Raw genomic sequence first — 24,180 nt, 5'->3', positions numbered from 1 at the left:
AGCTTATTGGACTATATGGAAGAAAATCACAAAAAACCTCAGGCTACTTTAGCAAAATTTTACATGAAAATTGTAGGTGTTTTGATTGCACTTACCATTATATTTGCATTAATTCAAGTTGCCGTGACTTTACTTTTTGATTCATCATTTGGTTCAGATTTCAAAGTGAGTTATGATTTGCCTTGGATAGTTATAACTCAATTCGGTACCTTTTTCTTGTTGGCGATAGTTATAGCAATACGTTCGGGCGATATTAAATCAAGTCTCAAGTTGAATTGGAATTTCCCTACCGTTTGGTTGATACCGTTGACTTTGGGCTGGCTTGCCATTGTTTTGCTCGAAAGCTCGATAATAACTTTTACTATATACTTGTTGCCACAGGAGATGGGGGTATGGTTAGCTAATCAATTTGATTCTTTAGAAAAATTTTATAGGGACATTTTTGGTTTAGATAGTAAAAATATTGTTCAAATATTAGTTGTGCTTTTAGCCGGAGCTTTGACACCTTCTATTTGCGAGGAATTGTTCTTCAGGGGTATGTTGCTGTCAAAAACTCGTCAATATGTTTCCATACGCTCATCTCTCATCTTGACATCACTATTGTTCGCAGCGATTCATTTCCAACCTGTGAGCTTCATAATGTTATTCATAATTGGATTTTACCTTGGGGTTACGGTTATTATCACAGGAAGCATTTATCCCGCAATAATTATCCATTTCATCAATAATGCAATCACATTCATTTGGATGAGTTATGATTCATCGTCATATATGAGTGTGATTCAAGACAGAAACGAGTTATTCAGAGAACTTGGACTCGGTTTGGTTGCCATTCTGACCATAAGCTTGTTGTATAAATACTTCTTCAAATCAAAATTGCGCTTCGAGCATGAGGGAAATCATCCGAGTGATTCCTAAGTTACCTACCATCGTCGTGTAATAGTAATCAAATACATTGCTTGCATTCATTGTGAGTTTGAGTTGTTGCCCGGTTAAGTTTTCCATATCGTAAATCAATCTTGCGTCAACAACGTGCATATCCACACGTGCATCAGCGTCTCTGACAAGAATGCCTAATTGAGGGTCAATATTTTTAACTCTCGATTTGAAGCGATAATCCGCTTGCAATTCAAAATCACCATAAGGAATCAAAAAGCGATTGTACCACAGAATTTCTGAACGATAATTCAAAATTTCATCGTTTGCCAAATTTCGAGGATTCATGTATGTAAATGAACTTTCCAAACCCAAGAATCCCGCTATGAATGATTTGACCGCAAACTCCAAACCCTGAATTTTTGCTCTCGTAACATTCTGAAATTTGATTGTAGATTCTGTAGGACTGACAAAAGAAGGTTCTATCAAATCGTACATATCATTTTGGAAAACTGCTATATCAAAATAAATCGGTGTGTCATAAAATTCAAGTGTGTAATTTGCACCAACTTCAAAAGACCAACTCTTTTCAGCCTTGAGTTGTGGATTGGGGAGAACTTCAAATCCTTGGAAGGATACTGACGAAAACCTTTCAGCTACAGATGGAGCACGAAATCCCGCTCCTGCTGAAGCACGAAAATGTAAAAGCGGAGAGAAATTATACGCTAATCCAAGTTTCGGCGATAAAACAAGTTCGCCGTCTGATAAATCACCATTGCTTTCATTTGTCTTGAAATCTTCATAATCTGCCCGTACACCTAAAGTCAAAAGGAAATCTTGAGTGATTTTGGATTCATTCTGAATATATGCTGCGTAAATATCCTGCCTTTGGTCGCCATATGTTATCGAATTTACTGTAGTATTTGTTGAATTTAGTCCAAAAGTAAGAGCTGACCGGGCTGTGATGCTATAATTTGCTTGAATTTCGGAATTCAAAGCCAAAGCTTCTGATTGTCTATGCTCAAAGTCGTCAGTAGGCAAAGTATTGCTGTATTCAGTGAGATAAAAGCCCGTTCTGGCAGAAACAAAAAAGTTTGAATTGAAAATATGATTCAAATTCCCAAAAACTGAAAATTTGTCTGATTTAATTCTCACCTGTTTATCTGTATCAGTCGGAGCACGTGTGGCGCTATCTAAGCTATTCCAATATACCCAATCAGTAGCATCAGAAAAGGCACCGTTCAGAAGTATTGATAAGTTCGTCCTATCGGTAAAATCATAGTTTATTTTGCCAAACAAGCTTGAACGATACGAATCATCATAATCTCTGTAGCCCATATCGTTATAATATCCACCCGAAAAAAGCATTCCGATTTTACCAACTTTTTGTGAAAATGAACCGCTCAAACCTGAACGATGTTGCAAATCATCAGTGAAAACCCATTGCTCATGTCGCGGTTTGGTATAAAGCCCGGCATAAGTGCGGAATCTGATGTCAGCTTTATCGCGTGGTTGCTCCGTAATTAAATTGACCACGCCACCCAAAGCTCCGGAACCATATAAAGCCGAACCTGCACCCTTGACAATTTCAATTCGGTCTATGTTGAACATCGGCAATGCATCGAATTTCATATCGCCGTTGTCACCTGCTAATAGGGGATAGCCATCCAAAAGCAGTGCCGCTCTCGAGCCGATACCGAATGAAAAACCTGATGAACCACGTATGCTGACATTATCTTGGTTAATTTCCAATCCCGGAACGTATTCTAAGGCTCTTTCCAAGGTGCTCACGCCACGAGCATCGAGTTGCCTCTTGTCTATCACAGAAACTGAAATTGGCACTTCTTGCACCGCTTGGACCCTTTTATTTGCCGAAACTACAACTTCGCCTGTTTGCAAAGGTTGGCTCTTTAAAGCGATTTGGACTTCAACCTTATCGTTTACAAATTCAATTTGCATTTTCTGAGTTTCGTAACCAATCATAGAAATGATTAGCGTGATTTTACTTTTCGGGATGCTTAAATTTATGCTAAATTTACCGCTTCTATCTGCGATAGCCCCATAAGCTGTGCCTTCAACTCGGATTGTTGCACCGGATAAAAAATCTCCGGTCGCAGCATCAGACACATTGCCCGTTATAAGTTCTGCATTAGAATATGCAACAGTGCATATAAAAAGGAATATTATAATGTAAAGATTTCTTTTCATAATTAGAATGGCATTGGTGGTAAATCTTTAAAATCAATGTCTATTGAAATGTCGTAATGCCTGCCCGATTCAATTCGGATTGTAGATGGCTTGTGTTTTTCATCCGAAATGTTATACAATCCGATTACTCTTTGCGCGGTGATTAAAGTGTCGAATTGTTGAATGGCAGCAATATAGACCAAATCAGTCGGTGTGTCAGTAATTTCAAATGAAAATCTTGAACTGTCCACGAAAAGCGGTAGTGATGCCAACGTGAAATAAGCATTCCCTTCTAAAATATCTGCGAAAATGCCCGTTGAATCAGGGTATTTTTTAAATGCAACCACTCTCACCGCAAAGACTGAATCTTCGGGGGGCCAATCAGCGATACCTTTCACAAATCTGAGCGTTCCGGATAAATATGATTTTTCGGCTTCAGGCTTTGGAGCCAATCCGCCATCACAAGATAACATACAAAATGTTAGCAACAATGCTAAGATAAATGGTAAAAGTTTGTCAATTCTCATCAAATTTTCGATAATCCCGTAACATTTTAAATTCAATTTCTTTTTCTGAACTACTTATTTCTGAAACGATTGATTTGGACTAATTTGAATCTATTCCAAACTCAATCATATACATCAAGGATTCAATGGCAAAACGAAAGTAACATTAACGAAGAACGCTTTTAAATATTAGGAATATAAAAAGAATTTTGTAGATTATCTTAAAAGACGTATTTCATAACTTCATTTATTACTGATTTACTAACAACAAAGTGAATTTTATGTCATTATGATAGTAATTGTCTAATTATTTTTCAACAATATGATTTTTTTTTTGCATAGTTCTAAATTTTAAGTTATTTTGTATCATAGGAAGATATGTATTTTGAAAATTTATGTGATAAACTTAACAATATTGAAAGTTAAGAACCGTAACCAAGACATAAACATGTTATTATATAAAATATTTTGGAGATATTATGACTAACAAAGGACAGATTTTAAGATTGCTGAACTACAAGAACTTGCTGAAGCACTTGCAAACATTGGGCTTCAAGAAAGTATTTTCTGACAACATCTCTGATACCTTAGAAATATCATCATCATTAGTGAGGAAAGATTTCGGAAATTTCGGTATTACCGGAAATCGCAAAGGTGGATATGAAATAGATTCGATTCTGGGCAAAATTGACGATATATTGGGTAAAGATGAAATCCAAAAAGTTGTCGTTGTTGGAGTAGGAAGAATTGGCGAAGCACTGATGAAATATCAGGGATTTATGAAAGAAGGAATTCAAATCGTTGCAGGTTTTGATATTGACCCAAGCAGAATCAATTCCGAAGGTAATCCACCAGTGTTTCATAACGATAAAATTGCCGATTTTATCAAAGACAACGACATCAAAATTTGCATTATGACCGTTCCGCAAATGGTTGCCAAACATACTGTGGATTTGCTCACTGCTACCGGAATTGGCGGTATATTGAACTTTACACCGATTAAATTCCAAAGTTCACCTGATTTGACTATTAATAATATTAATATTGTTCACGAACTTGAAAATTTGATTTATGTTGTGAATAAACAAAAAGACAAAGAATAACACTTTTCGGAGCTTATATGGATTTGAAAACCCAATACATGAATTTTGAACTCAATAGTCCGATTATTCTTGCGAGTTGCGGACTGTGCGAAAATGTTGAAAATCTTATGACAGCCGAAGATTCAGGCGCCGGTGCTGTTGTGCTGAAATCACTTTTCGAAGAACAGATTTTGAAGGACGCAGGTCTCGGTACATCTTATAAATTAAAGGAATTTTCTTCGATTGATTCCTATGAGTATTCTGTTCAAACCACACCTGATTCATATTTAGAAAATTATTTAGCATTGATATCGGAAGCCAAAAAAAGAATTGACATTCCTTTAATCGCAAGTATCCATTGCATTTCCTACCACCAGTGGCCCCAATATGCCATAATTTTCGAAAATGCAGGTGCCGATGCAATCGAGCTGAATATTTCCGTTTCGCCTACTGACCACGATATTTCAAATGACGATGTCCTTGAACGACAAATAAAAGTAGTTAGCGATGTAAGTAATCATTGTACAATACCGATTGCGGTCAAAGTCTCAAATCATTATTCCAACTTAGGATTATCACTCTCATTGTTAGAGTCGGCGGGGGCAGATGCCGTTGTGCTTTTCAATCGCTATTTCAAACCTGATATTGATATCGAAAATGTTGAACTCGTTTCCAATTCGGATTTAAGCCATCCTTATGAAATAACCGAATCCTTGCGTTGGATAGCTCTGATGAAAAGAAAGCTGAAATGCTCGATTGCCGGCTCAACCGGAGTTCATGATTCAGCCGGAATCGTGAAGTATCTACTCGCAGGCGCCGATGCCGTGCAAGTTTGCTCAGTCATTTACAAGCATGGCATGAAACACATCAAGGAACTAAATTCCGGTTTAGCTGAATGGATGGAGAAAAAAGGTTTTGAAAATATTGAATCTTTCAAAGGGCATATCGCTATGCAAGAGTCCAATACTCCAATATTGGAAAGATTGCAATATATGAAAAGAGCGATTAGAGATTTATAATTATCGCTCAATAATTATTGTTCGAGGATTTTTAAGATTTGATACGAGTCAGGCAATTTTAACAACTTTGAAGTGTTCTTCTTAACGGCAGAATACTTCATTTTTCTTATTCTATTTTTCAATTCCAACACCATTGCCGGAACGACGCTCAGTTCCGTAATTCCCATGCCGATTAAAATAGTTGTTGCTGCTGAATGCCCGGCAAGTTCGCCACAGATTCCTACAGGAATTTTCTTACGTGCAGCTGCTTCTGCCGTCATTGCAATCAATTTCAACACTGCGGGATTGAATGAATCAAATCTATCCGAAACAAGCTCATTGGTCCTATCAACAGCTAAAGTATATTGCGTCAAGTCATTAGTGCCGATACTGAAAAAATCGGATAACTCAGCTAATTCATCAGCCATCAATGCCGCCGAAGGGGTTTCAACCATGATGCCGACAGGCATTTTTGCATCAAAATCAATTTGCTCATCGGTCAACTCTTTCTTGCATTCATCAATTATTTGAAGTGATTTTACTAATTCGGAAGTGTCGCTGACCATAGGCAACATGAATCTAACGTTTTTATTAACTGATGCTTTTAATACAGACCTGATTTGAGTTTTAAAAAGTTCAGTTCTTGAGAGCAAATATCGAATTCCTCTAAAACCAAGTGCAGGATTGGATTCAGCATGAGGCATACCTTCGGCATATTTATCACTTCCAATGTCAAATGCACGAATTGTCACAGGGTTTGGGTAAATCCTATCTGCAATTTCGCGGTACCACTTGCTCTGAAGCTCTTCACCCGGAATTGTTGAATAATTGATTATCAAGCTCTCGGAGCGTACCAAGCCAATACCTTCTGCACCGACCAAATTAGCAGCATCAATATCGTCGAGCCGGTCAACATTTGCCATTAAATGAATCTTACGTCCATCAGCAGTAACAGCCGGTTCTTTCGCCAATTTTCCGAGTGCTATCCGGTGCCTTTCGATTTTCTCGATTTTATCTTGATATTTTGCTATTAATTCATCATTCGGATTGTAAATCACAAGTCCGGTGAATCCATCAATAATAACAATATCGTTATTTTTGATGATTCCTGTGGCATCTTTGACTCCGATTACAGCAGGAGTCTCAAATGAACGGGCGAGAATTGATACATGCGAAGCGATGCCACCGGCTTCAGTCACAACTGCCAAGGCGCCCGCTTCCTTGTAATTCACAAAATCAGTAGGAGTCAGTGATTGTGCAATCAAGACTCTATCTTTAGCGATATTATATTGTAAGCATCGCTGTTTTAGTGCTGAAAGTATGTGCGTTTTAACATGGTCTAATTCAGTAGCACGTTCCCGTAAAATTCTATCGCGTGAGTTGAGCAAATATACTTTTTGCTTTTCAAATTCGCGTATTACAGCACTTTCTGCAGTATAACCTTCATCAATAAAAGCATTGATTGATTTCTGCAAAAATTCGTCATTGATTATTAGTAGATTTGTTTCCAAAATATTAACAGCGCCGGTGTTGGATTCGGGTATCCTTTCCACTACAGCTTTAAATTCTAAATTCAAATCTTTCAATGCCTGAGCTAATCTCTCAATTTCAAAAGAGCTAGTTCCACTAGAAACTTTATCGTTAGCCGAGATGAAAATTTCCGGCTGAATAATAAAAGCCTTCGCAATAACCACACCGGGCGACGAAGGAATACCCTTAAGGAAACCTGTGGCAATCAATGCCGTAGTTTTTTCCTTAAAGAAGGGCAGTTCTATTTTTATGTCAGCAAACAAGTTCAAATTTCTCCAAATCCTCGCTCAAACAAATCCGCAATTTCGTTGACAGCTGCTTCGGCATCCTCGCCTTCAGCTCTTATGGTCAACACACATCCGTTTTCGGCGGCTAATGTCATCACTCCGATTATGCTTTTGCCATTAATCATAAACCCATCTCGAATTAAAAAAATCTCAGAATCAAATCTTGAAGATAACTTAACTAATGATGCTGCAGGTCTTGTATGCAACCCGGCTCTATTTCTAACAGTCACTTCCTTTTCAATTATTATCATCAATACAAATCAAAAATTAATAAACTACAAATATAAAGGAATTCGGAGAATAATATCAATTGTTTTTTGATAAAGATTTGAAAAATAAGTAAACAAGCTATGTTTACCATTCAAATCACAACGCCAAAACGTTCTTAATCTCATCGGGGCTAATTACTCCCACCCTGAGTATCTTTGGCTCATCAACGATGCTGATAATGGTTGATTCCATTCCGTATTGTGTATCGCCGCCATCTAAAATAATTTTAGTCCTACCGTTGAGGCTTGCATATGCCTGTTTTGCATTTATAGCTGATTTTTCACCACTTAAATTTGCAGATGTGGCAGCTAATGGCGAACCCACCAATCTTATAAGTTCGAGGCAAAGTTCATTTGAAGGATAACGAATAGACAATGTGGGCAATCCCGACGATACAACGGGATTAACAGCGTCCGAGCGTCTCATGATTATCGCAAGTGGACCCGGCAAAAAATTTTCGGCAAGTTTGTAAAATAAAATGGGAATATCTTTGCAAAGCAATTCAACTTGTTCGATGCAGCAAACGTGCGCAGCTAAGGGATTACTTTTCTCTCGCCCTTTGATTTCGAAAATTTTGTCAATGGCTGTCAAATCATAAATTGATGCTCCAAGACCATAAACTGTCTCAGTTGGGAATACAATAGGGTGTCCGGCTAAAATCGTTTCTGCGGACGCTTCTAAGGATTTTTCAAAGTCATTCAATCCATCTAATATTGCAGTTTCAATATACATTAACTTAAATTAATAATTAATTAATAAAATTTATAGACATTTCTGTAACAAAAATATTATTTTTGTTCATAGTAAAAATAAAATTATGTAAGAACCTTTGTATATGAAAATTTTTAATGACCAATATTTATCGTCTTTAGATTCATTTGGTGCAATTTTCCAAGAGATTGATGCTAAACTTTGGGAAGGCGTAAACCATAATCCAACTGAATTTGTTTGGCGACAATCAGTTAGTGATGATGCTTTCAAGCAAACTGAATCATTCAAAAATTTCCAAAATGAAACCGATGAACTGAGCATTATAAATGATAAATTATCAGACATCAGCGAAAATGTAATCGCATATTTTAGCCCGGAAATAGCAATTAACCAATCAATTCCTGCATATGCAGGTGGCTTGGGAATTCTTGCCGGCGACCATTTGAAATCTGCTTCGGATATGAAAATCCCGATGATTGGCATTACCTTGAACTATCGCTACGGCTATTTCAAGCAAAAATTATCGAAATCGGGAGTGCAAATTGCCGAATATACCGAAATTCTTCCTGGAAAGCACAATCTAATTCCGATACTTGATGAAAGCGGCGTCCACAGATTCATTACTATTGAACTTCCGGATTGTGAATTTAAAGTTATGCTATATCAAATCAAATTTGGCAATACTTTCATTATTTTGCTTGATACAGATTGCGATTTTAACGGTGATTTGCGAAATATCACTCACCATTTGTATGCAGGGAATAGGGAAACGAGATTGCTTCAGGAAATTGTAATGGGAATCGGCGGCATGAAGGCATTGGCTGAACTCGGTATTGAGCCCGCTTGCATACACATAAACGAAGGTCACGCTGTTTTTGCACTTATTGAAAAAGCCAAACAACTCATCGCCCAAAAAGGTCTAAATATCACTCAAGCATTTGAGCAAGTTAAAAATGAATCTATTTTTACGACTCATACACCGATAATCCATGGGAACGAGGAATTTAAACCAAAATTAGTTCAAAAATATTTCTCGGGAAAATTATTACCCGAATCAATGAAGGCTAATGATTTCATAAAATTGGGTTTGATTCAAAATGGTAAAAAAATGTTTTCGATGACAGTTTTAGCTCTCAATTTATGCAATAATGTCAATGCTGTAAGTAAATTGCATACAGTGACATCTAATAAAATGTGGACTAATATTCTAGATAACAGAAAAATTAAAATTAATTCAATCACAAATGGAATTCATTTCCGAACATGGGTTTCGAAAGAATTTGATGAATTATATAGACAATACCTTGGTGATAATTATCTTGAAAATTATAATATTGATTATTCAAATGTCTTAGAAAAAATTCCAAATAATAAATTAGATTCAGCCAGAAAATCTGCAAAAGTGCATTTAATAGAATATTTTAATAATTATTTAATCTTAAATCATCCTGCTTATATCAAACGAGATAAATTTACTGATATTTGCTCAAATATTTCGGAAGATGCTCTCCTTATCGGCTTTGCAAGAAGATTCGCTCCTTACAAAAGAGCAGAATTAGTTTTCGAGAATATGGAACGATTAATTCCAATTTTAAATAATAAATCAAAGCCTGTTAAATTATTAATTTCAGGCAAGTCGCATCCTGCTGATGTTGATGGTAAACGCTTAATAAAAAATATTATTAGAAAAATCCGAGATTATTCGCTTGAAGATAAAATAATATTTTTGGAAAATTATGACATACGCATTGCGAAGCATTTGGTCAGTGCTTGTGACATATGGCTGAATACGCCGATTCGTACATTAGAAGCGAGCGGAACATCGGGCATGAAATCTGCTTTGAATGGTGGAATTAATTTCAGTATTCTCGACGGGTGGTGGGATGAAGCTTTTGATGACACAAATGGCTGGGCAATCGGTGACCAAAATGTAAATGATTTACCGGATTTAGAACTTGCAAATTCGATTTATGATACGCTCGAAAATACAATTATCCCGCTTTATTATTCGAGAAATACCACGAGCGGTGAATGGTATAAAATTATGCGAAATTCCATGAACACTGTCTTGAAACAGTTTTCATCTCATAGAATGCTTGAAGAATACAACTCAATTTATAAAAAATAAAAAAGGAGTTATTAAAATAATAACTCCTTTGAATTAATTTAAAACAAAAAATAATTAAATAACAATTGTTTTTTCGTTCATATTTTCAAGATTTTTCACTACTGCAGCTCATGTTTGACCTGCTAACATACCGTCAACCACTCTGTGGTCATATGTTATAGACGCATACATCATTTGGCGAATCAAAATCAAATCATTTCCTTCGATTTCTTTTACCATTGGTCTTTTCTTAATAGCACCGACGCCAAATATTGCCACTTGAGGTTGGTTTATTATCGGAGTACCGAATAAAGTGCCAAAAGTGCCGACATTAGTCAAAGTGACTGTGCCGCCTTGAATTTCGTCGGGACTAAGCTTTTTATTACGTGCTCTGTTCGCCAAATCATAGATTGAGCGTGCTACTCCGGTGATATTGAGCATATCGGAACCCTTAATTACGGGCACAATCAAGTTGCCATCGGGAAGTGCAGTTGCAATTCCAAGATTAATTCTCTTATGGCGAAGAATATTTTTTCCGTCCACACTGATATTTACCATTGGGAATTGGCGAACGGCATCAATTACAGCTTGAGCAAAGAAAGGTGTGTAAGTGAGCTTGAAACCTTCTCGCTTTTCAAATTCAGCCTTCATTTTATTTCTGAAGTTCACAATACCTGTAACGTCAACCTCTGCAACGCTTGTAACGTGTGCTGAAGTATGCTTGGAATAAACCATGTGGTCGGAAATCAATTGGCGAATTCTATCCATCGGGATTACTTCGACATCATCGCCTGTAGGCAAGGAAATCTGCGGAGCTTTTGGTGCAGCAGGAACAGTCGAAGCTGCCTTCGGTGCACTTGCTGCGGGTGCGGAAGGTGCTGCTTTAGGTGCAGGTGCCGAGCTACGATTTTCGATATAATCCAAAATGTCATTTTTGTTGATTCTGCCTTCTAAGCCGGAACCCTTGATTTGTCTGAGTTCTTCGAGTGTAACTTCGTTATCTTCAGCGATTTTTCTAACCAATGGTGAATAGAAATTTTCGCCATCGCGTGGAGGAATCTCTTTCGTGCCGCCTTCGGCAGGTATAGTGACACTTGCTTTAGGTGCAGATTTTTCTTCTGCGGCTGATTCTTTCTTTGGTTCAGCTTTGGCTTCTTTCGGCTCATCAGCAGCAGGAGTAGGTTCTGATTTCGCTTCAACTGTGCCACCACTTGAAATTTTTGCGATAGGCACACCAACTTCGACCGTTTCGCCCTCTTGTACCATAATTTCGGCTAAAACGCCCTCAACGGGTGAAGGAACTTCTGTATCAACCTTATCGGTAGAAATTTCGAGAATCATTTGGTCGCGTTCGACTGCATCACCAACTTTGACAAGCCATTTGGTGACAGTGCCTTCTTGAAGTGATTCGCCCATTTTCGGCATTACTACTTCAGTAATTTTTCCACCTTTTGCGATAGTCGGTGCTTCTTCTTTTGCTTTTTGGGGCTCTTGAGTAGCTTTGGATTCTTCTTTGGGTTCTTCTTTAGGTTCTTCTTTGGGTTCTTCTTTTAATTCTTCTTTTGGAGTTTCGGATTTAGCTTCAGTAGATGCAGAAGCATCTGTTTCGATAATTGCAATTGCAGTTCCAACTTCTACAGTTTCGCCTTCTGCAACAAGGATTTCGGCTAAAACACCTTCGTTAGGCGATGGGACTTCAGTGTCAACTTTATCAGTCGAGATTTCGAGTATCATCTCGTCTCGTTCGACTTTTTCGCCAACTTTTTTCATCCATTTTGTAATCGTACCTTCTTGCAAAGACTCGCCCATTTTTGGCATTACCACTTCTACACGCATTTGGATTTCTCCTCAATATTTTATTTTTATTTTACAAATTTTTAATATCATAAGAACAAAAAAAGACGAATTTACTAATAAGTAAATTCGTCTTAGAGACTATTAAATGGACTGATTATTTTGGCATACTGAATATTTTGTCATCTAATTCAAAATTTGTGTCAATTTCCGAGAACGTTAACTTCTGAGAAACAACACCATCGGACTTTATTTCGATTGTTTTCGGATAAATAATGCCCTTGTTTTTCAACCTGTCAATGACAAAAGTTTCGATTTTTTGTCCGCTGACATCCTGTTGAGTTTTGTACATTAGAAATGTTACAGAATCAAAGAATACATCCGCCGAACTCCCGTCAGTTTCGATAAACGAGATTACATGGCATGATTTGGTGCTATCAATATCTTGAATACCCTTATATTCAGCTTTGATTCCCTGCTCTACATAATTTTCGAATGGCAATGCAGCCAAATTCAAAAATCCTTCTAACTGTGACTTAGTCATGTCTGCTTCGGGACCGGTTAGGACTTTGGGTTCCGTTCCTGACATAGGATTGATAGCCCATACTTCATTTCCGTCATATCCGAAGGACATTTTCATGCCCATAACTTCATTTTCCATGTACATTTTGGGCTTTTTAGAGACATAATAAAGGTCAACACTCAAACCTTGTGAAGGTATATCCATTTTACCTTTTATTTTAAGAGATTCGATGGAATTGATTTTGTCTTTTCCACCGGTTGCTTTATAACATTTTTCAAGTATGTTAGCCACTTCATCAGCTTGAACTGATACAAATGAAAATGTTAATATAAGTAAAATCGTTGTTGCTAATGTGCGCATAATAAAAACTCCTAAATTAAATTAAAATTATTGTGGTCGTCTAAAATCATATTTGTTCATTCCAATGTCGAATTTGATTTCGATTATCTTAAAATTCAGTGGCTCATTGATGCGTGATGCGACAACTTGGTAAGGAATTCGGATGTCGTTTACAACTTGATAATCATCCAAATACATTTCAAATGGTACATCATTTTCTTGATATCGTATCAATTTGACAACTTTTCGCAAATCATAATTCACAGTATCTATGTACAATTCTGTGAAGATTCCGTCATTATCTACCATCGAAATATGATAAAAAGTCTCGCCACCAAAGCTGCTCAACTCGGATAATTCAAACTTCAATGTTTCCAATTTTCCGTAAATAGGTGTGAAAATAATTTCATACATCAATATTAATTGACTCTCTATTTCCGGGTCGCCCGGGATTGTCGGCATAGCTGCCGGTTTCACCCATGATTTTTCGCCATCATATACTGCATGAATCGGAGCAGGACCGGTGATATTCAATCTATGGTTGTACTCTTTCAAAAAATAATAATTAATTTTTGTAGAACGAGCTTCTGCCGATTGCTCCATTGTAGCATGAAAATCTTTTAATTCAGCAAGTTTGTCGAAATTCTTCGCTTTCATGAATCCTTCCATCACTTGCTCTACAGTCACTTTTTGAGATGACCAAGCATAATTTGAAACAAAACATACCAAAAAAAGACTTAACAAAAATTTATTCACTATTAATACTCCAATTACATTTTAAACACACTTATTAACGTTTGAGACCGATAAAAGTTATTCATTTGATGATAATTTCTTGATTTTATTAAATTTATCAACAAATTCACCGGCTTCGCGTTTGCTCAGACCATACTTTGTACACTGCTCTACATCAAGTTCGGTCGGCGGAAGCATATCTGCTAAAATTGACAATTCACCTTGAGTGAGCATTATCGAATTCAGCATATAATGTTCGTAAGCCTCCCATGCAAGAGGTACAATTGCCTTCACAAGCTCTGCCATAGCTTCGGCATAGACTCTGATTTCGTACTGAGCATGAGTGTCCAATCGCAATTTCAGGAAGTGGAAAAGATTGTGCAAATCAATTTTCCAGTACCATTCCGTATAGTTCGCCACTGGAAGTACCATGCGGGACAGTTCTCGCGTTAGCCCTTTTTCGAGAAGCGATTGATACAATTCAAAAGACGCCTCGTAGTGAGCTTGTGTAGAATCCAATATTTCAGCTGTATGCTCTGATGGAAGCGTTTCATCTGCACGACCTTGCTTATTGATTACACTTTGAGTGCGGATTTGCTCCGATGAGGGCAAATAAAATTCGTCCTTCATCTCGGAATATCTTCCGCTATACTCGTTCACGTTAGCTGTGCGATGTCGTATCCATTGCCGAGCAACGAAAATCGGCAGCTTAACGTGGAACTTAAACTCAACCATTTCGAATGGGGTAGTGTGTTTGTGACGCATCAAATACCGTATCAAACCGCGGTCCTCATGCACAGTCTTAGTGCCTTTGCCATAGGACACACGAGCCGCTTGGACGATTGACGAATCATCGCCCATCACGTCCACCAATCTCACAAAGCCCTTATCGAGGCATTTTATTTCATTTTCCACTTTGTCATCCAATCAAGATTTCTACATCAAATATACTTTTACAAGATAACAAACATAAGTATTTATTTCCGATTATGAAAAATTTGGGGAGAAAATATCTCCCTACAAACTTATCGGTAGCACTACGAATATCAAAACGTCCCAAACGGCATGTGAGATGATTCCCGGGACTACATTTCGATATCTGGCGTACATCAAACTCCAATGAATGCCCAACACCAAAGCCGCCAATAGCAACATGGGATTGAGCGCCCAAATATGCACCATCGAATAAAGCACTATTGCGATTATCGTTCCGCGTTTGACGCCAATCTTTTGGATTAGTCGCTCTTGGATGAATCCGCGCCAGAAAATCTCCTCTGCCGGTGCAATCAAAAATAACAGCAATGTTGCGATGAGCAGCGGGTCTGCTTGTGTCCGCGTTTGGTAAATTGCTTGAATTTGGGGTATTGTCCAATCGAAAAATTGCACAAACAACCACACTCCAAACCTCGATAGCAGGTATAGCAATACCGCATGGGCTAATCCTATCCACACATATTTCCACTCAAATTTGAACAGTTCTTTCAATCTGTGCTTCTCGTTGAAGAGTGCAAAAATCGCCAATCCGGTAGCAGCCGGTGTCATCACATACCAAAAGTACTTGTGATGTATTAGATGGGTTAGCTCAGTAAATCCCGCAAACATCAAAAACCAAAGTATAAATGCGGCTACAATTCCGATTATTAGCATATCAGCGTCAAATTATGTTGAACAAACAAAATTTAACGCTTAATGCGGCAAGTTTATTTTAAAAAAAAAATCCCTTCACATAAATGCAAAGGGATTTGTAGTATATCAATTGTGTGTTAAATCACTGTAGCCAAAACAAGTGCAACAATTGAAATCAATTTTATTAATATATTAATCGAAGGTCCTGATGTGTCTTTGAACGGGTCGCCGACAGTATCACCGGTGACTGCAGCTTTGTGAGCTTCCGAGCCTTTGTAATACATCACGCCATCAATATTGACACCTTCTTCGAACATTTTCTTAGCATTATCCCATGCACCACCGGCATTGGATTGGAAAATCGCCATCAACACGCCCACAACCGTTACGCCAGCCAACATTCCGCCTAAGGTTTCGGCACCAAATGAGAATCCAACAACTATCGGAGCAGCAACAGCAAGTAAGCCCGGCAACATCATTTCCTTGATTGAAGCTTTGGTAGAAATTTCAACACATTTTGCGTATTCGGCTTTGCCTTCTGCTTCGTTGTAAATACGTTTGTCATCATTTGACCAAGTTTCGAATTCTTTACCATCATTTTTGCGAAGTACAGTAAGTGCAGCCTTGAGTTGAGGAATTTCGAGGAATTGGCGTCTGACTTCTTGAATCATAGATTTGGCGGCTCTACCCACAGCACCCATAGCAAGTGCCGAGAATACGAACGGCAACAATCCACCCAAGAATAGCCCGACAATAACGTTTGCTTTTGAAATATCAATAGTTTTGATTCCGGCAGCAGTCATATAAGCACCAAAAAGTGCTAATGCGGTAAGTGCAGCCGAACCGATTGCGAAACCTTTGCCAATAGCTGCCGTTGAATTTCCGACTGCATCTAATTTATCTGTGCGTTGTCTGACTTCTTTCGGCAATTCTGCCATTTCGGCAATACCGCCGGCATTGTCAGAAATTGGTCCATAAGCATCAACCGCTAATTGGATACCCGTAGTCGCAAGCATACCGACAGCGGCGATTGCGATACCATATAAATTTGCAAAATGGAATGAAACGAGAATTGCGATAGCAATCAAAATAATTGGACCGGCAGTAGAAATCATACCTGTACCAAGTCCGGCAATAATATTAGTAGCCGAGCCTGTGAGCGATTGTTCTGCAATTTTACGAACGGGAGGTTTGCCCAATCCTGTGTAATATTCTGTAATTAAGCCAATTCCAACACCTGCAATTAGACCAACAATTGTTGATAAAAATATGCCGAGTGAAGTAATTGTTAATGTAGTTCCATAAAGTGGGTCATTGAATACCCAAGTAGAGGGCAACACCCAAGATATAATTCCATAGGAAGCGATTATCATAAGGATTGAAGCAATGAAAGTACCTTGGTTTAGAGCTTTTTGTGGGTCGCCGCCTTCTTTAACATTTACGAAAAATGTACCTGCAATAGAGACTATAATCCCCGCAGATGCTAAAAGTAGAGGTAAAACGATTGCACTTAATCCGCCAAAAGGAGTGTTTTGGAATTCCGGCAAAGCGTAGAATGCCACACCAAGAACCATAGTCGCCAAAATTGAACCAACGTATGATTCGAACAAGTCAGCACCCATACCGGCAACGTCGCCAACGTTATCACCGACGTTATCGGCAATTGTAGCGGGATTGAGTGGATGGTCTTCGGGGATTCCGGCTTCTACTTTTCCAACTAAGTCTGCACCAACGTCAGCCGCTTTGGTATAAATCCCGCCGCCGACTCTCGCAAACAATGCAATTGAAGATGCACCAAAAGAAAATCCTGTTAAAATTGCAATAATTTGATTGACATTATGAACATCATCAATACCCATAATTGAGGAATAAACTAAAAATAAAACGCTCAGACCCAATATTCCAAGCCCTACAACGCCCATACCCATTACTGAGCCACCCGTGAAAGCAACTTTCAGGGCTCTGTTCAAGCTGGTTCTTGCAGCGTTAGTTGTTCTGACGTTCGCTTTTGTAGCGACATTCATTCCGATATTTCCGGCTAAAGCGGAGCAAAGTGCACCGACGATAAAGGAAAGTGCAATTAGCGGCGATGAATCAGGAACATTTGCTCCTTGTACAGCTAATAATATAGCTGCAGCAATAACGAAGAAGAATAACACCTTATATTCTGCTTTTAAAAACGCTTTTGCGCCGTCGGATATGAACAAGGCAATATTTTGCATCTTCGCATTTCCGGGGTCTTGTTTTGTTACCCATTGGGCTTTAATGTAGGTGAAAATCAGGGCTATCAAACCCGTGGCAGGTACTAAGTACAGCAATTCAATCATATTGTTGTTAAATTTGTATTATGGAACATATTTGTAAATTTACTTGCATATTTAATATAAATTCAAAATCTCAATTAAATAAAAATCAAACATTTAACTTGTCAATTGACTATAAACCTATAATTTAGAAAAATATTGTTTAGTGTGGATAATAATTTTCTGTGTTTAATCAAATTCTCAAACTAAGTGCTGCTCTAAGTTGTCTCAAAGCATCTGCACGATGGCTTAGTTTATTCTTAGAAATGCTATCCATTTCAGCAAAAGTTATGTCGTAATTATCGGGGATAAAAATCGGGTCGTAGCCAAATCCCATGCTGCCACGCTCTTCGCTAATGATTTGTCCTTCGACTTTACCGCTCGCAAAAATTGTTTGAGTGCCGTCGAAATAACAAATTACGCATCTGAAGCGTGCTGAAACAAGTTCTGAAAAGTTTAATTCTGAGAGTAATTTCATTCGATTCGCTTTGTCATCGCCGTCAACTCCGGTATATCGAGCGGAATTGATTCCGGGCAAACCATCCAATTGGTCAACTTCTAATCCTGAATCATCGGCAATAACGGGAATTCGGGCAGCTTCATAAAAAGCTCGTGCTTTGATTTCTGCATTTTGTTCAAAGCTTGTTCCGTTTTCTTCAGGATTAATATTTATTCCCAGACTAATTGGAGTTACGATTTCCAATCCGTCAATGTCAGATAAAATGGTTCTGATTTCTGCGATTTTATGCTGATTATTTGTTGCTGCTAATAGTGTCATAAATGATAGTTTTTTAATAATTCTCGAACTGCTTGAGTAGGAGTGATAATGCCATCTAAGACATTCTTTTCAATATCGGGACGCAAATTTGTGATGATTTTATTATTATAAAATTGATTTTTAATTTCTTCTTCAATCATTGCATAAATCCAATCTATAACTTGTTTTTTTCGTCTCGAATCAAAAACACCGGAAGATTTGACATTGATTAGGAACTCGTTAATTGCAGACCAAACTTCGGAAACACCTGTTTTGTTCAATGCAGAACATGTAAAGACTTTGGGTTTCCATCCTTCGGTCGCCGGAGTTAATAGCTGAGTTGCATTTTGGTAAGCACTTTGGGTCAATTGGGCACGCTCAAGATATTTTCCTTCGGCTTTGTTAATTACCAGAATATCGGCTAATTCTACAACACCCTTTTTAATTCCCTGTAATTCATCGCCCGAACCCGGCAAAAGTAAAAGTAAAAAGCAATCCACCATGGAACGAACTGTGATTTCGCTTTGCCCAACTCCAATCGTTTCAATTAGAATAACGTCGAATCCGGCTGCTTCACAAGCTATGATTGATTCTTTTGTTTTGCGAGCAACTCCACCGAGAGTTCCACCCGAAGGAGAAGGGCGGATAAATGCGTTTTCTTGGTTGCTTAGTTCCTCCATTCGAGTTTTGTCGCCCAATATTGCACCCTTAGAAATTGTACTGCTTGGGTCAATTGCCAATACTGCCACTTTGGAACCGTTGCGGCAAAGGTAAGTTCCCAATGCTTCGATAAATGTACTTTTTCCGGCTCCGGGAGGTCCGGTAATGCCGATTCTGACCGATTTTCCTGAATGAGGGAGAAGCTGCTTCAATAATGATTGTGCTTTGTCAATATGTGCTTGAAGATTGCTTTCAATCAAAGTGATAGATTTCGACAATAATACTCTATCGCCACTAATCACACCTTGAGCTAAAGTGTCAATATCAATAGCTTGTTTGCCGAGTCTTTTGTTTGTTTTGGGCGAACTATCAAGTGTAATTCCCGGCATAACCGATGTCGTAAATTCGTCACTACTGTCATCAGGAACCCATTCGGGCTTTACTTTCTTTTTCATCAATTCAATATAAGTTTTTCGCTAATCAGTTTATTTCCGTATCTCAAAATTACGTAATAAATTCCTGAAACGAAATTTTCTTTATCAAGTATGACCGAATGTGAATGATTCAAATCCAAATTAAGATTTGTTGCTTTGTATCTTACATTACCCAAGAAATCAATAATTTCAATATCTGCGTCAGTTACCATATCACTTGGGTTGATTCGTAATTCGTTAGAAGTTGGATTTGGATAAATTCTCAACCATCTAATGCTGCCTGAACTGTTAGGTTTAACAGATTGAACATTTGACAATAACTCAATAATTCTGTCATCTTCGGCTTTGGGAGAACCTCTGCCATCTCTGTTGCTTGTTGAAATGAAAATTCTGCCGTTGGGGGAGACGCAAAGATCTCGCAATCTGCCAAACTGCCCGTCAATTACATATTCTTCACTTGTTATACTTTTACCATCGGGAGATAATTTCAAAAGCACCAATTTTTGTGCTTTTAATGTTGTGAGCAATAAAGAATTTTTCCATGAGGGGAACAAATCGCCATTATAATAATCCAAACCTGCTACTGCTAATGTAGAATTTGGGTAAAGCGATTTAATTGGTTCAACGACATTATTAGCTTCGCAAAATGCAATTTCTTGTGGTGTATCGCAATAACCGTTTACAGTGGGCCAACCGTAATTGCGCCCCTTTTCTATGATGTTTACTTCGTCGTCGGTACTTGGACCATGTTCGGAGGAATATAATATTCCGTTTGCCTTAACTAAGCCCTGTGCGTTACGATGCCCTAAACTCCAAACTAAACTTCCGGCAAATGGATTATCCGCAGGTACGCTACCGTCCAGATTCATCCTCAACACTTTACCATTATTGCTTTCAAGATTTTGAGATAAGACACCATTTCCGGCATCACCAATTGTAGCAAATAATTTCAAATTATCGTCTATCCACAGTCTTGCACCGTCATGAATTGCTGCACCCGGTATATTTTCAAGTAATGTAATCGGAGATTCTAAAGCTGTACCGTTATATGTAAGTCTTATAATTTTAATTCGTGTGGCTGTATTATTATTTACACCATAAGTATAAACAACATATACATAAGGCTCGCTTGTAAAGTTTGGGTGTAATGCCATTCCCATCAATCCTCGCTCACCTCCTTGCAAAACATCACCGATAACATACATAACTTGCAAGTCGCCTGATTCTGGATTGACTCGGCTGATTCTGCCATATCTTTCGGTCATCCAGATGTAGTCATCCGGTCCCCATAATATTTCCCACGGGGTATTCAAATTAGTTACTACATCTCTTGTAGTGAAAGTTTCTTGAGCTTGGTTAGTTTCGCAAGCACAGAATACGACAATTAAACATGCAAACAATAGCGAGTTGTAAGTTTTCATAATTCAAATCTTTATTTGTGTGAACTAAATAAATTCACGTTTTGATTTGGGCATTATTTTTTTTAGGCAACAAAAAAGCCAAAATAACAACAAAAACCCCAATTATACTAATTAATAAAAATGAACTCATGTAGCTTTGAATGCTATTCCCCAGACTTGTAATCAATGCTCCCAGCAGTGCCGCGCTGATGATTTGGCCTGTTCCCGTTGAAACTGTGACTACGCCTTGCCCTGATGCTCTCATGCTACTATCGGTATTGCTATTGACTAAAAATCTGAGAGGTGCGCCCAATAATGCAGCTAAACTAAGCCCTATCAAAATTCCACCCGAATACATCCAATAAAGCTCGTCGCCTTTGAACCCAACAAGTAGGAATCCAAATGAAGTCAACAAACCTGCAATCATTAGCGTTAATCTTGGTCCAATTTTATCTGTGGCTTTCCCGGAAAGTAATGCTCCAAACAACATTGCGACTACCATCGGTATCAACATGAAACTTGCCGTTGATTCAGATACACCGAAGGTTTTAGTCAACATCGAAGGCACAAAAATCACCGCAGCTTCTGCCAGTCCGGCACATAGCCCTAAAAGAAATGTCAGTCTCAGAACCGGATTTTGGAGCAGTTCAATTTTGATTATACCGTCTTCGGCTTTTTCCTCAACTTTGTAAAATATTGGCAAAGCCATAATTGCATATAGCACAAAAGGCAAAACTTGCCAAGATACAATGCTATTCAAAAAATTATCCGATTCGATTCTGTTGATTCCGATTGATAATGCGGCGAGTGCACTAATCAGCAAAAATGTCCCAAGCAGGTCGAATTTCTTCCTGCCTTTTTTGACAAGTGAAGGGACTAAAGTCCTTGAAAAATATATAATAACAATAGCAATGGGAATATTGATCACAAAGATAAATTGCCAATTATACATCAGCAAAAGTCCGCCAACAATTGGTCCAACAATAAAAGCTAAACCAAAAACAGCCCCAATCATCCCGAGAGCGGAGCCTTGCTTTTCTTTGGGGAAAGTATCGCCAATGACTGCAGACGCAACGGGGAATATCCCGCCAGAGCCAAATCCTTGTATTGCCCTACCAATCAAAACCGTCGTGAAATCGGGTGCTAATGCAATTACAATTGAGCCGATTCCGAACAATGCCACATCAATGATATAAATAATTCGTCTGCCATGTATGTCGGATAGTTTTGACATCAGAGGTGCAGAGAGCATGTTCATCAACAAATATATATTGATTACCCAAGATGCATCTCTTGTCGAGATATTGAACGCAGATTTAATCGCCGGAAGAGCCGGTCCGATAATAGCTATATCTAAGGCGCCCATGAGCACTCCTGTAAATAGGAGCGCCATTAACTTATAATTCACCTTCGCTTCAGGTGACTTTTCAGAAAGGGACATCTTCGTTTTCAGGCACAACAATTCCGTCATCAAATGAATTTGAGACTTGGTCTGTGTTGTTTTCGATTCTCCAAGCGTCTAACATATTGAAATACATTGTATTTCCGTCCTTTTCCCATTTTCTGCCTTTTAAATTAAAGTGCACTTTGACAGAAGAACCGACACTAAAATTATCAATCAATGCACATTTGTCCTGTACTAATTGAAATTTGAGGAAATCAGTATAAGTTGAGGCATTATTATAGGAATTGACCTCAATCACGAATTCTCGCTTTTTGAATGTATCATTTACTTGTTGTTCATCAAATTTTTCTACTAATTTACCTGTTACATCAAATGACATAAAACCTCCGAATTAATAATTAATTTTATTACCACCAATCCAAGTTGACTCTACATGGTTGATGCCAAAATGATAAAAAATATCTGTGTATGAATCGCAATTACAAATTATGAAATCGGCATCTTTGCCAATTTCAAGACTTCCCTTTATCGTTGAAAGTTCTAAGGCTCGTGCTCCGTGCAATGTGGCGGCAACAATTGCTTCTTCTGCTGTCATTTTCATATTGATTACTGACAGAGATAAAATCAGTTGCATATTTTCCGTAAAACTCGAACCCGGATTCGTATCGGTAGAAATTGCAACTATAAGTCCCGAATCAATCATTTTTCTCGCATCGGCATAAGGCATTCGGATAAAATAGGCTGTTCCGGGCAACAAACAAGCTACAGTTTGGCTTTGCTTTAATGCTTCGATTGATTCGTCCGAAACAAAAAGCAAATGGTCTGCCGAAACTGCTCCTAATTCTGCCGCTAATTTTGCAGCAGAAACATCGGCAAGCTCATCAGCATGTACTTTCAATTTCATTCCGGCTTCTTTTGCCGCTCTGAGCACTTTTTCGCCTTGCTCGAGAGTATAATAACCTTTGTCAATAAACACATCGCAATATTCTGCAATTCCTTGCTCTACAACTGCCGGAATCATCTCATTGCAAATTAAGTCCACATATCCGTCGCGGTCGTTTTTGAATTCAGGTGCAAAATCATGAGCACCCAAAAATGTCGCTTTGATATTTATCGGAAGTTCATCTGCCAATAATTTAATTGCCGAAAGTTGGTTCAATTCACCAAGCAAATTCAGCGAGTATCCGCTTTTAATTTCAACTGTAGTAGTTCCATGTTTCATTGCCGAAATTGCAAGTTTTTTCCCGTTTTGGAATAATTCTTCGATGCTTGCATTGCGTGTAGCTTTTACTGTGGTTTGAATTCCACCGCCTTCTTCGGCAATTTGTTGATATGTTACACCTCTTAATCTGCGGGCAAATTCCGATGAGCGATTCCCTGCAAAAACTATATGAGTATGTGAATCAACAAATCCGGGAAGAATTGTCTGGCCCTTTGCGTCGAATGATTCAGTAGGGTGAATATTATTCGCTTTAATGAATTCTAATGCAGCTATAGTTGTCCCGACGAATCGAATTTTATCGTCAAATAATATGGCGCCATCGTGGATTTCGCCGATATTATTCATATCCGCACCGATTTTCTCGGTTTTTCCCTGAGCGTCAACAGTAACTAAAGAACTAATATTTTTAATGAATTTCATAGTATTAC

At 38.2% G+C, this 24,180-nt stretch carries 21 protein-coding genes; 4 read left to right on the top strand and 17 right to left on the bottom strand.

Annotation, left to right across the window (positions count from 1 at the left end; all coding sequences use genetic code 11):
- Positions 1–15 precede the first annotated feature (15 nt).
- The gene (locus M9949_04550; protein MCO5250675.1) at positions 16–918 is read left to right on the top strand and encodes a CPBP family intramembrane metalloprotease; all 903 of its coding nucleotides are present in this window, start codon (positions 16–18) and stop codon (positions 916–918) included.
- Here M9949_04550 and M9949_04545 read toward each other — a convergent pair.
- Complete coding sequence (locus M9949_04545; GenBank protein MCO5250674.1) at positions 871–3,084, bottom strand: TonB-dependent receptor; 2,214 nt, start codon at positions 3,082–3,084, stop codon at positions 871–873. The genes M9949_04550 and M9949_04545 overlap by 48 nt on opposite strands.
- Positions 3,085–3,086: 2 nt before the next feature.
- On the bottom strand, positions 3,087–3,590 hold the full coding sequence (locus tag M9949_04540) for a hypothetical protein (GenBank protein MCO5250673.1): 504 nt from the start codon (positions 3,588–3,590) through the stop codon (positions 3,087–3,089).
- 458 nt (positions 3,591–4,048) lie between these two features.
- Here M9949_04540 and M9949_04535 point away from each other — a divergent pair, with 458 nt between their 5' ends.
- Positions 4,049–4,672 carry a redox-sensing transcriptional repressor Rex gene (locus tag M9949_04535; GenBank protein MCO5250672.1) on the top strand — a complete coding sequence of 208 codons (624 nt, stop codon included), beginning with the start codon at positions 4,049–4,051 and terminating at the stop codon, positions 4,670–4,672.
- A gap of 17 nt (positions 4,673–4,689) precedes the next feature.
- Positions 4,690–5,670: a dihydroorotate dehydrogenase-like protein gene (locus M9949_04530; protein MCO5250671.1), complete on the top strand. Its 981-nt coding sequence runs from the start codon at positions 4,690–4,692 to the stop codon at positions 5,668–5,670.
- A 14-nt stretch (positions 5,671–5,684) separates the two neighbouring features.
- Here the strand turns inward: M9949_04530 and ptsP are convergent, their stop codons facing one another.
- From ptsP to M9949_04515, 3 genes are all read right to left on the bottom strand, one after another.
- Positions 5,685–7,448 carry a phosphoenolpyruvate--protein phosphotransferase gene (gene ptsP / locus M9949_04525; protein MCO5250670.1) on the bottom strand — a complete coding sequence of 588 codons (1,764 nt, stop codon included), beginning with the start codon at positions 7,446–7,448 and terminating at the stop codon, positions 5,685–5,687.
- Positions 7,445–7,711: an HPr family phosphocarrier protein gene (locus M9949_04520; protein MCO5250669.1), complete on the bottom strand. Its 267-nt coding sequence runs from the start codon at positions 7,709–7,711 to the stop codon at positions 7,445–7,447. The genes ptsP and M9949_04520 overlap by 4 nt, the downstream gene beginning before the upstream one ends.
- 121 nt (positions 7,712–7,832) lie before the next feature.
- Positions 7,833–8,468: an L-threonylcarbamoyladenylate synthase gene (locus M9949_04515; protein ID MCO5250668.1), complete on the bottom strand. Its 636-nt coding sequence runs from the start codon at positions 8,466–8,468 to the stop codon at positions 7,833–7,835.
- A 103-nt stretch (positions 8,469–8,571) separates the two neighbouring features.
- Between M9949_04515 and glgP the strand changes: the two genes are divergently transcribed.
- A complete protein-coding gene (gene glgP, locus M9949_04510; GenBank protein MCO5250667.1) occupies positions 8,572–10,575 on the top strand; it encodes an alpha-glucan family phosphorylase in 2,004 nt (667 codons plus the stop codon).
- Positions 10,576–10,683: 108 nt separating this feature from the next.
- Here glgP and sucB read toward each other — a convergent pair whose 3' ends face one another.
- The 12 genes from sucB to hutI form a co-directional block, all read right to left on the bottom strand.
- Positions 10,684–12,390: a 2-oxoglutarate dehydrogenase, E2 component, dihydrolipoamide succinyltransferase gene (gene sucB / locus M9949_04505; protein ID MCO5250666.1), complete on the bottom strand. Its 1,707-nt coding sequence runs from the start codon at positions 12,388–12,390 to the stop codon at positions 10,684–10,686.
- A gap of 115 nt (positions 12,391–12,505) precedes the next feature.
- A complete protein-coding gene (locus M9949_04500; protein MCO5250665.1) occupies positions 12,506–13,231 on the bottom strand; it encodes a hypothetical protein in 726 nt (241 codons plus the stop codon).
- 27 nt (positions 13,232–13,258) lie between these two features.
- Positions 13,259–13,867: a hypothetical protein gene (locus M9949_04495; protein MCO5250664.1), complete on the bottom strand. Its 609-nt coding sequence runs from the start codon at positions 13,865–13,867 to the stop codon at positions 13,259–13,261.
- Between the two features lie 156 nt (positions 13,868–14,023).
- On the bottom strand, positions 14,024–14,860 hold the full coding sequence (thyX, locus tag M9949_04490) for an FAD-dependent thymidylate synthase (protein ID MCO5250663.1): 837 nt from the start codon (positions 14,858–14,860) through the stop codon (positions 14,024–14,026).
- A 102-nt stretch (positions 14,861–14,962) separates the two neighbouring features.
- Entirely contained in the window at positions 14,963–15,592 is a 630-nt protein-coding gene (locus M9949_04485) for a CPBP family intramembrane metalloprotease (protein ID MCO5250662.1), read from the bottom strand.
- Positions 15,593–15,708: 116 nt separating this feature from the next.
- Positions 15,709–17,898, bottom strand: coding sequence for a sodium-translocating pyrophosphatase (locus M9949_04480; GenBank protein ID MCO5250661.1), 2,190 nt, complete (start codon positions 17,896–17,898; stop codon positions 15,709–15,711).
- Between the two features lie 169 nt (positions 17,899–18,067).
- On the bottom strand, positions 18,068–18,652 hold the full coding sequence (rdgB, locus tag M9949_04475) for an RdgB/HAM1 family non-canonical purine NTP pyrophosphatase (protein MCO5250660.1): 585 nt from the start codon (positions 18,650–18,652) through the stop codon (positions 18,068–18,070).
- Positions 18,649–19,746, bottom strand: coding sequence for a methylmalonyl Co-A mutase-associated GTPase MeaB (gene meaB, locus M9949_04470; GenBank protein MCO5250659.1), 1,098 nt, complete (start codon positions 19,744–19,746; stop codon positions 18,649–18,651). Before meaB ends, rdgB begins: the two co-directional genes overlap by 4 nt.
- Positions 19,746–21,146 carry a PQQ-dependent sugar dehydrogenase gene (locus M9949_04465; GenBank protein ID MCO5250658.1) on the bottom strand — a complete coding sequence of 467 codons (1,401 nt, stop codon included), beginning with the start codon at positions 21,144–21,146 and terminating at the stop codon, positions 19,746–19,748. The genes meaB and M9949_04465 overlap by 1 nt, the downstream gene beginning before the upstream one ends.
- A 34-nt stretch (positions 21,147–21,180) precedes the next feature.
- Positions 21,181–22,566, bottom strand: coding sequence for an MFS transporter (locus tag M9949_04460; GenBank protein ID MCO5250657.1), 1,386 nt, complete (start codon positions 22,564–22,566; stop codon positions 21,181–21,183).
- Positions 22,553–22,909 carry a DUF3127 domain-containing protein gene (locus tag M9949_04455; protein ID MCO5250656.1) on the bottom strand — a complete coding sequence of 119 codons (357 nt, stop codon included), beginning with the start codon at positions 22,907–22,909 and terminating at the stop codon, positions 22,553–22,555. Before M9949_04455 ends, M9949_04460 begins: the two co-directional genes overlap by 14 nt.
- A 12-nt stretch (positions 22,910–22,921) precedes the next feature.
- Positions 22,922–24,172, bottom strand: a complete 1,251-nt coding sequence (gene hutI / locus M9949_04450; GenBank protein MCO5250655.1) for an imidazolonepropionase — start codon at positions 24,170–24,172, stop codon at positions 22,922–22,924.
- Between the last annotated feature and the right edge of the window lie 8 nt (positions 24,173–24,180).

Source organism: Candidatus Kapaibacterium sp., from assembly GCA_023957315.1.
Classification (GTDB): domain Bacteria; phylum Bacteroidota; class Ignavibacteria; order Kapaibacteriales; family UBA2268; genus PGYU01.
Note: the sequence above shows the minus strand (reverse complement) of the source record. Positions and strands in the feature narration are given on the sequence as shown.

Coding starts and splice junctions, on each gene's coding strand:
- M9949_04550 (MCO5250675.1), top strand. CDS start 16: ATGGAAGAAAATCACAAAAAACCTCAGGCTACTTTAGCAAAATTTTAC.
- M9949_04545 (MCO5250674.1), bottom strand. CDS start 3,084: ATGAAAAGAAATCTTTACATTATAATATTCCTTTTTATATGCACTGTT.
- M9949_04540 (MCO5250673.1), bottom strand. CDS start 3,590: ATGAGAATTGACAAACTTTTACCATTTATCTTAGCATTGTTGCTAACA.
- M9949_04535 (MCO5250672.1), top strand. CDS start 4,049: ATGACTAACAAAGGACAGATTTTAAGATTGCTGAACTACAAGAACTTG.
- M9949_04530 (MCO5250671.1), top strand. CDS start 4,690: ATGGATTTGAAAACCCAATACATGAATTTTGAACTCAATAGTCCGATT.
- M9949_04515 (MCO5250668.1), bottom strand. CDS start 8,468: ATGTATATTGAAACTGCAATATTAGATGGATTGAATGACTTTGAAAAA.
- glgP (MCO5250667.1), top strand. CDS start 8,572: ATGAAAATTTTTAATGACCAATATTTATCGTCTTTAGATTCATTTGGT.
- sucB (MCO5250666.1), bottom strand. CDS start 12,390: ATGCGTGTAGAAGTGGTAATGCCAAAAATGGGCGAGTCTTTGCAAGAA.
- M9949_04500 (MCO5250665.1), bottom strand. CDS start 13,231: ATGCGCACATTAGCAACAACGATTTTACTTATATTAACATTTTCATTT.
- M9949_04495 (MCO5250664.1), bottom strand. CDS start 13,867: ATGAAAGCGAAGAATTTCGACAAACTTGCTGAATTAAAAGATTTTCAT.
- M9949_04485 (MCO5250662.1), bottom strand. CDS start 15,592: ATGCTAATAATCGGAATTGTAGCCGCATTTATACTTTGGTTTTTGATG.
- M9949_04480 (MCO5250661.1), bottom strand. CDS start 17,898: ATGATTGAATTGCTGTACTTAGTACCTGCCACGGGTTTGATAGCCCTG.
- rdgB (MCO5250660.1), bottom strand. CDS start 18,652: ATGACACTATTAGCAGCAACAAATAATCAGCATAAAATCGCAGAAATC.
- meaB (MCO5250659.1), bottom strand. CDS start 19,746: ATGAAAAAGAAAGTAAAGCCCGAATGGGTTCCTGATGACAGTAGTGAC.
- M9949_04465 (MCO5250658.1), bottom strand. CDS start 21,146: ATGAAAACTTACAACTCGCTATTGTTTGCATGTTTAATTGTCGTATTC.
- M9949_04460 (MCO5250657.1), bottom strand. CDS start 22,566: ATGTCCCTTTCTGAAAAGTCACCTGAAGCGAAGGTGAATTATAAGTTA.
- M9949_04455 (MCO5250656.1), bottom strand. CDS start 22,909: ATGTCATTTGATGTAACAGGTAAATTAGTAGAAAAATTTGATGAACAA.
- hutI (MCO5250655.1), bottom strand. CDS start 24,172: ATGAAATTCATTAAAAATATTAGTTCTTTAGTTACTGTTGACGCTCAG.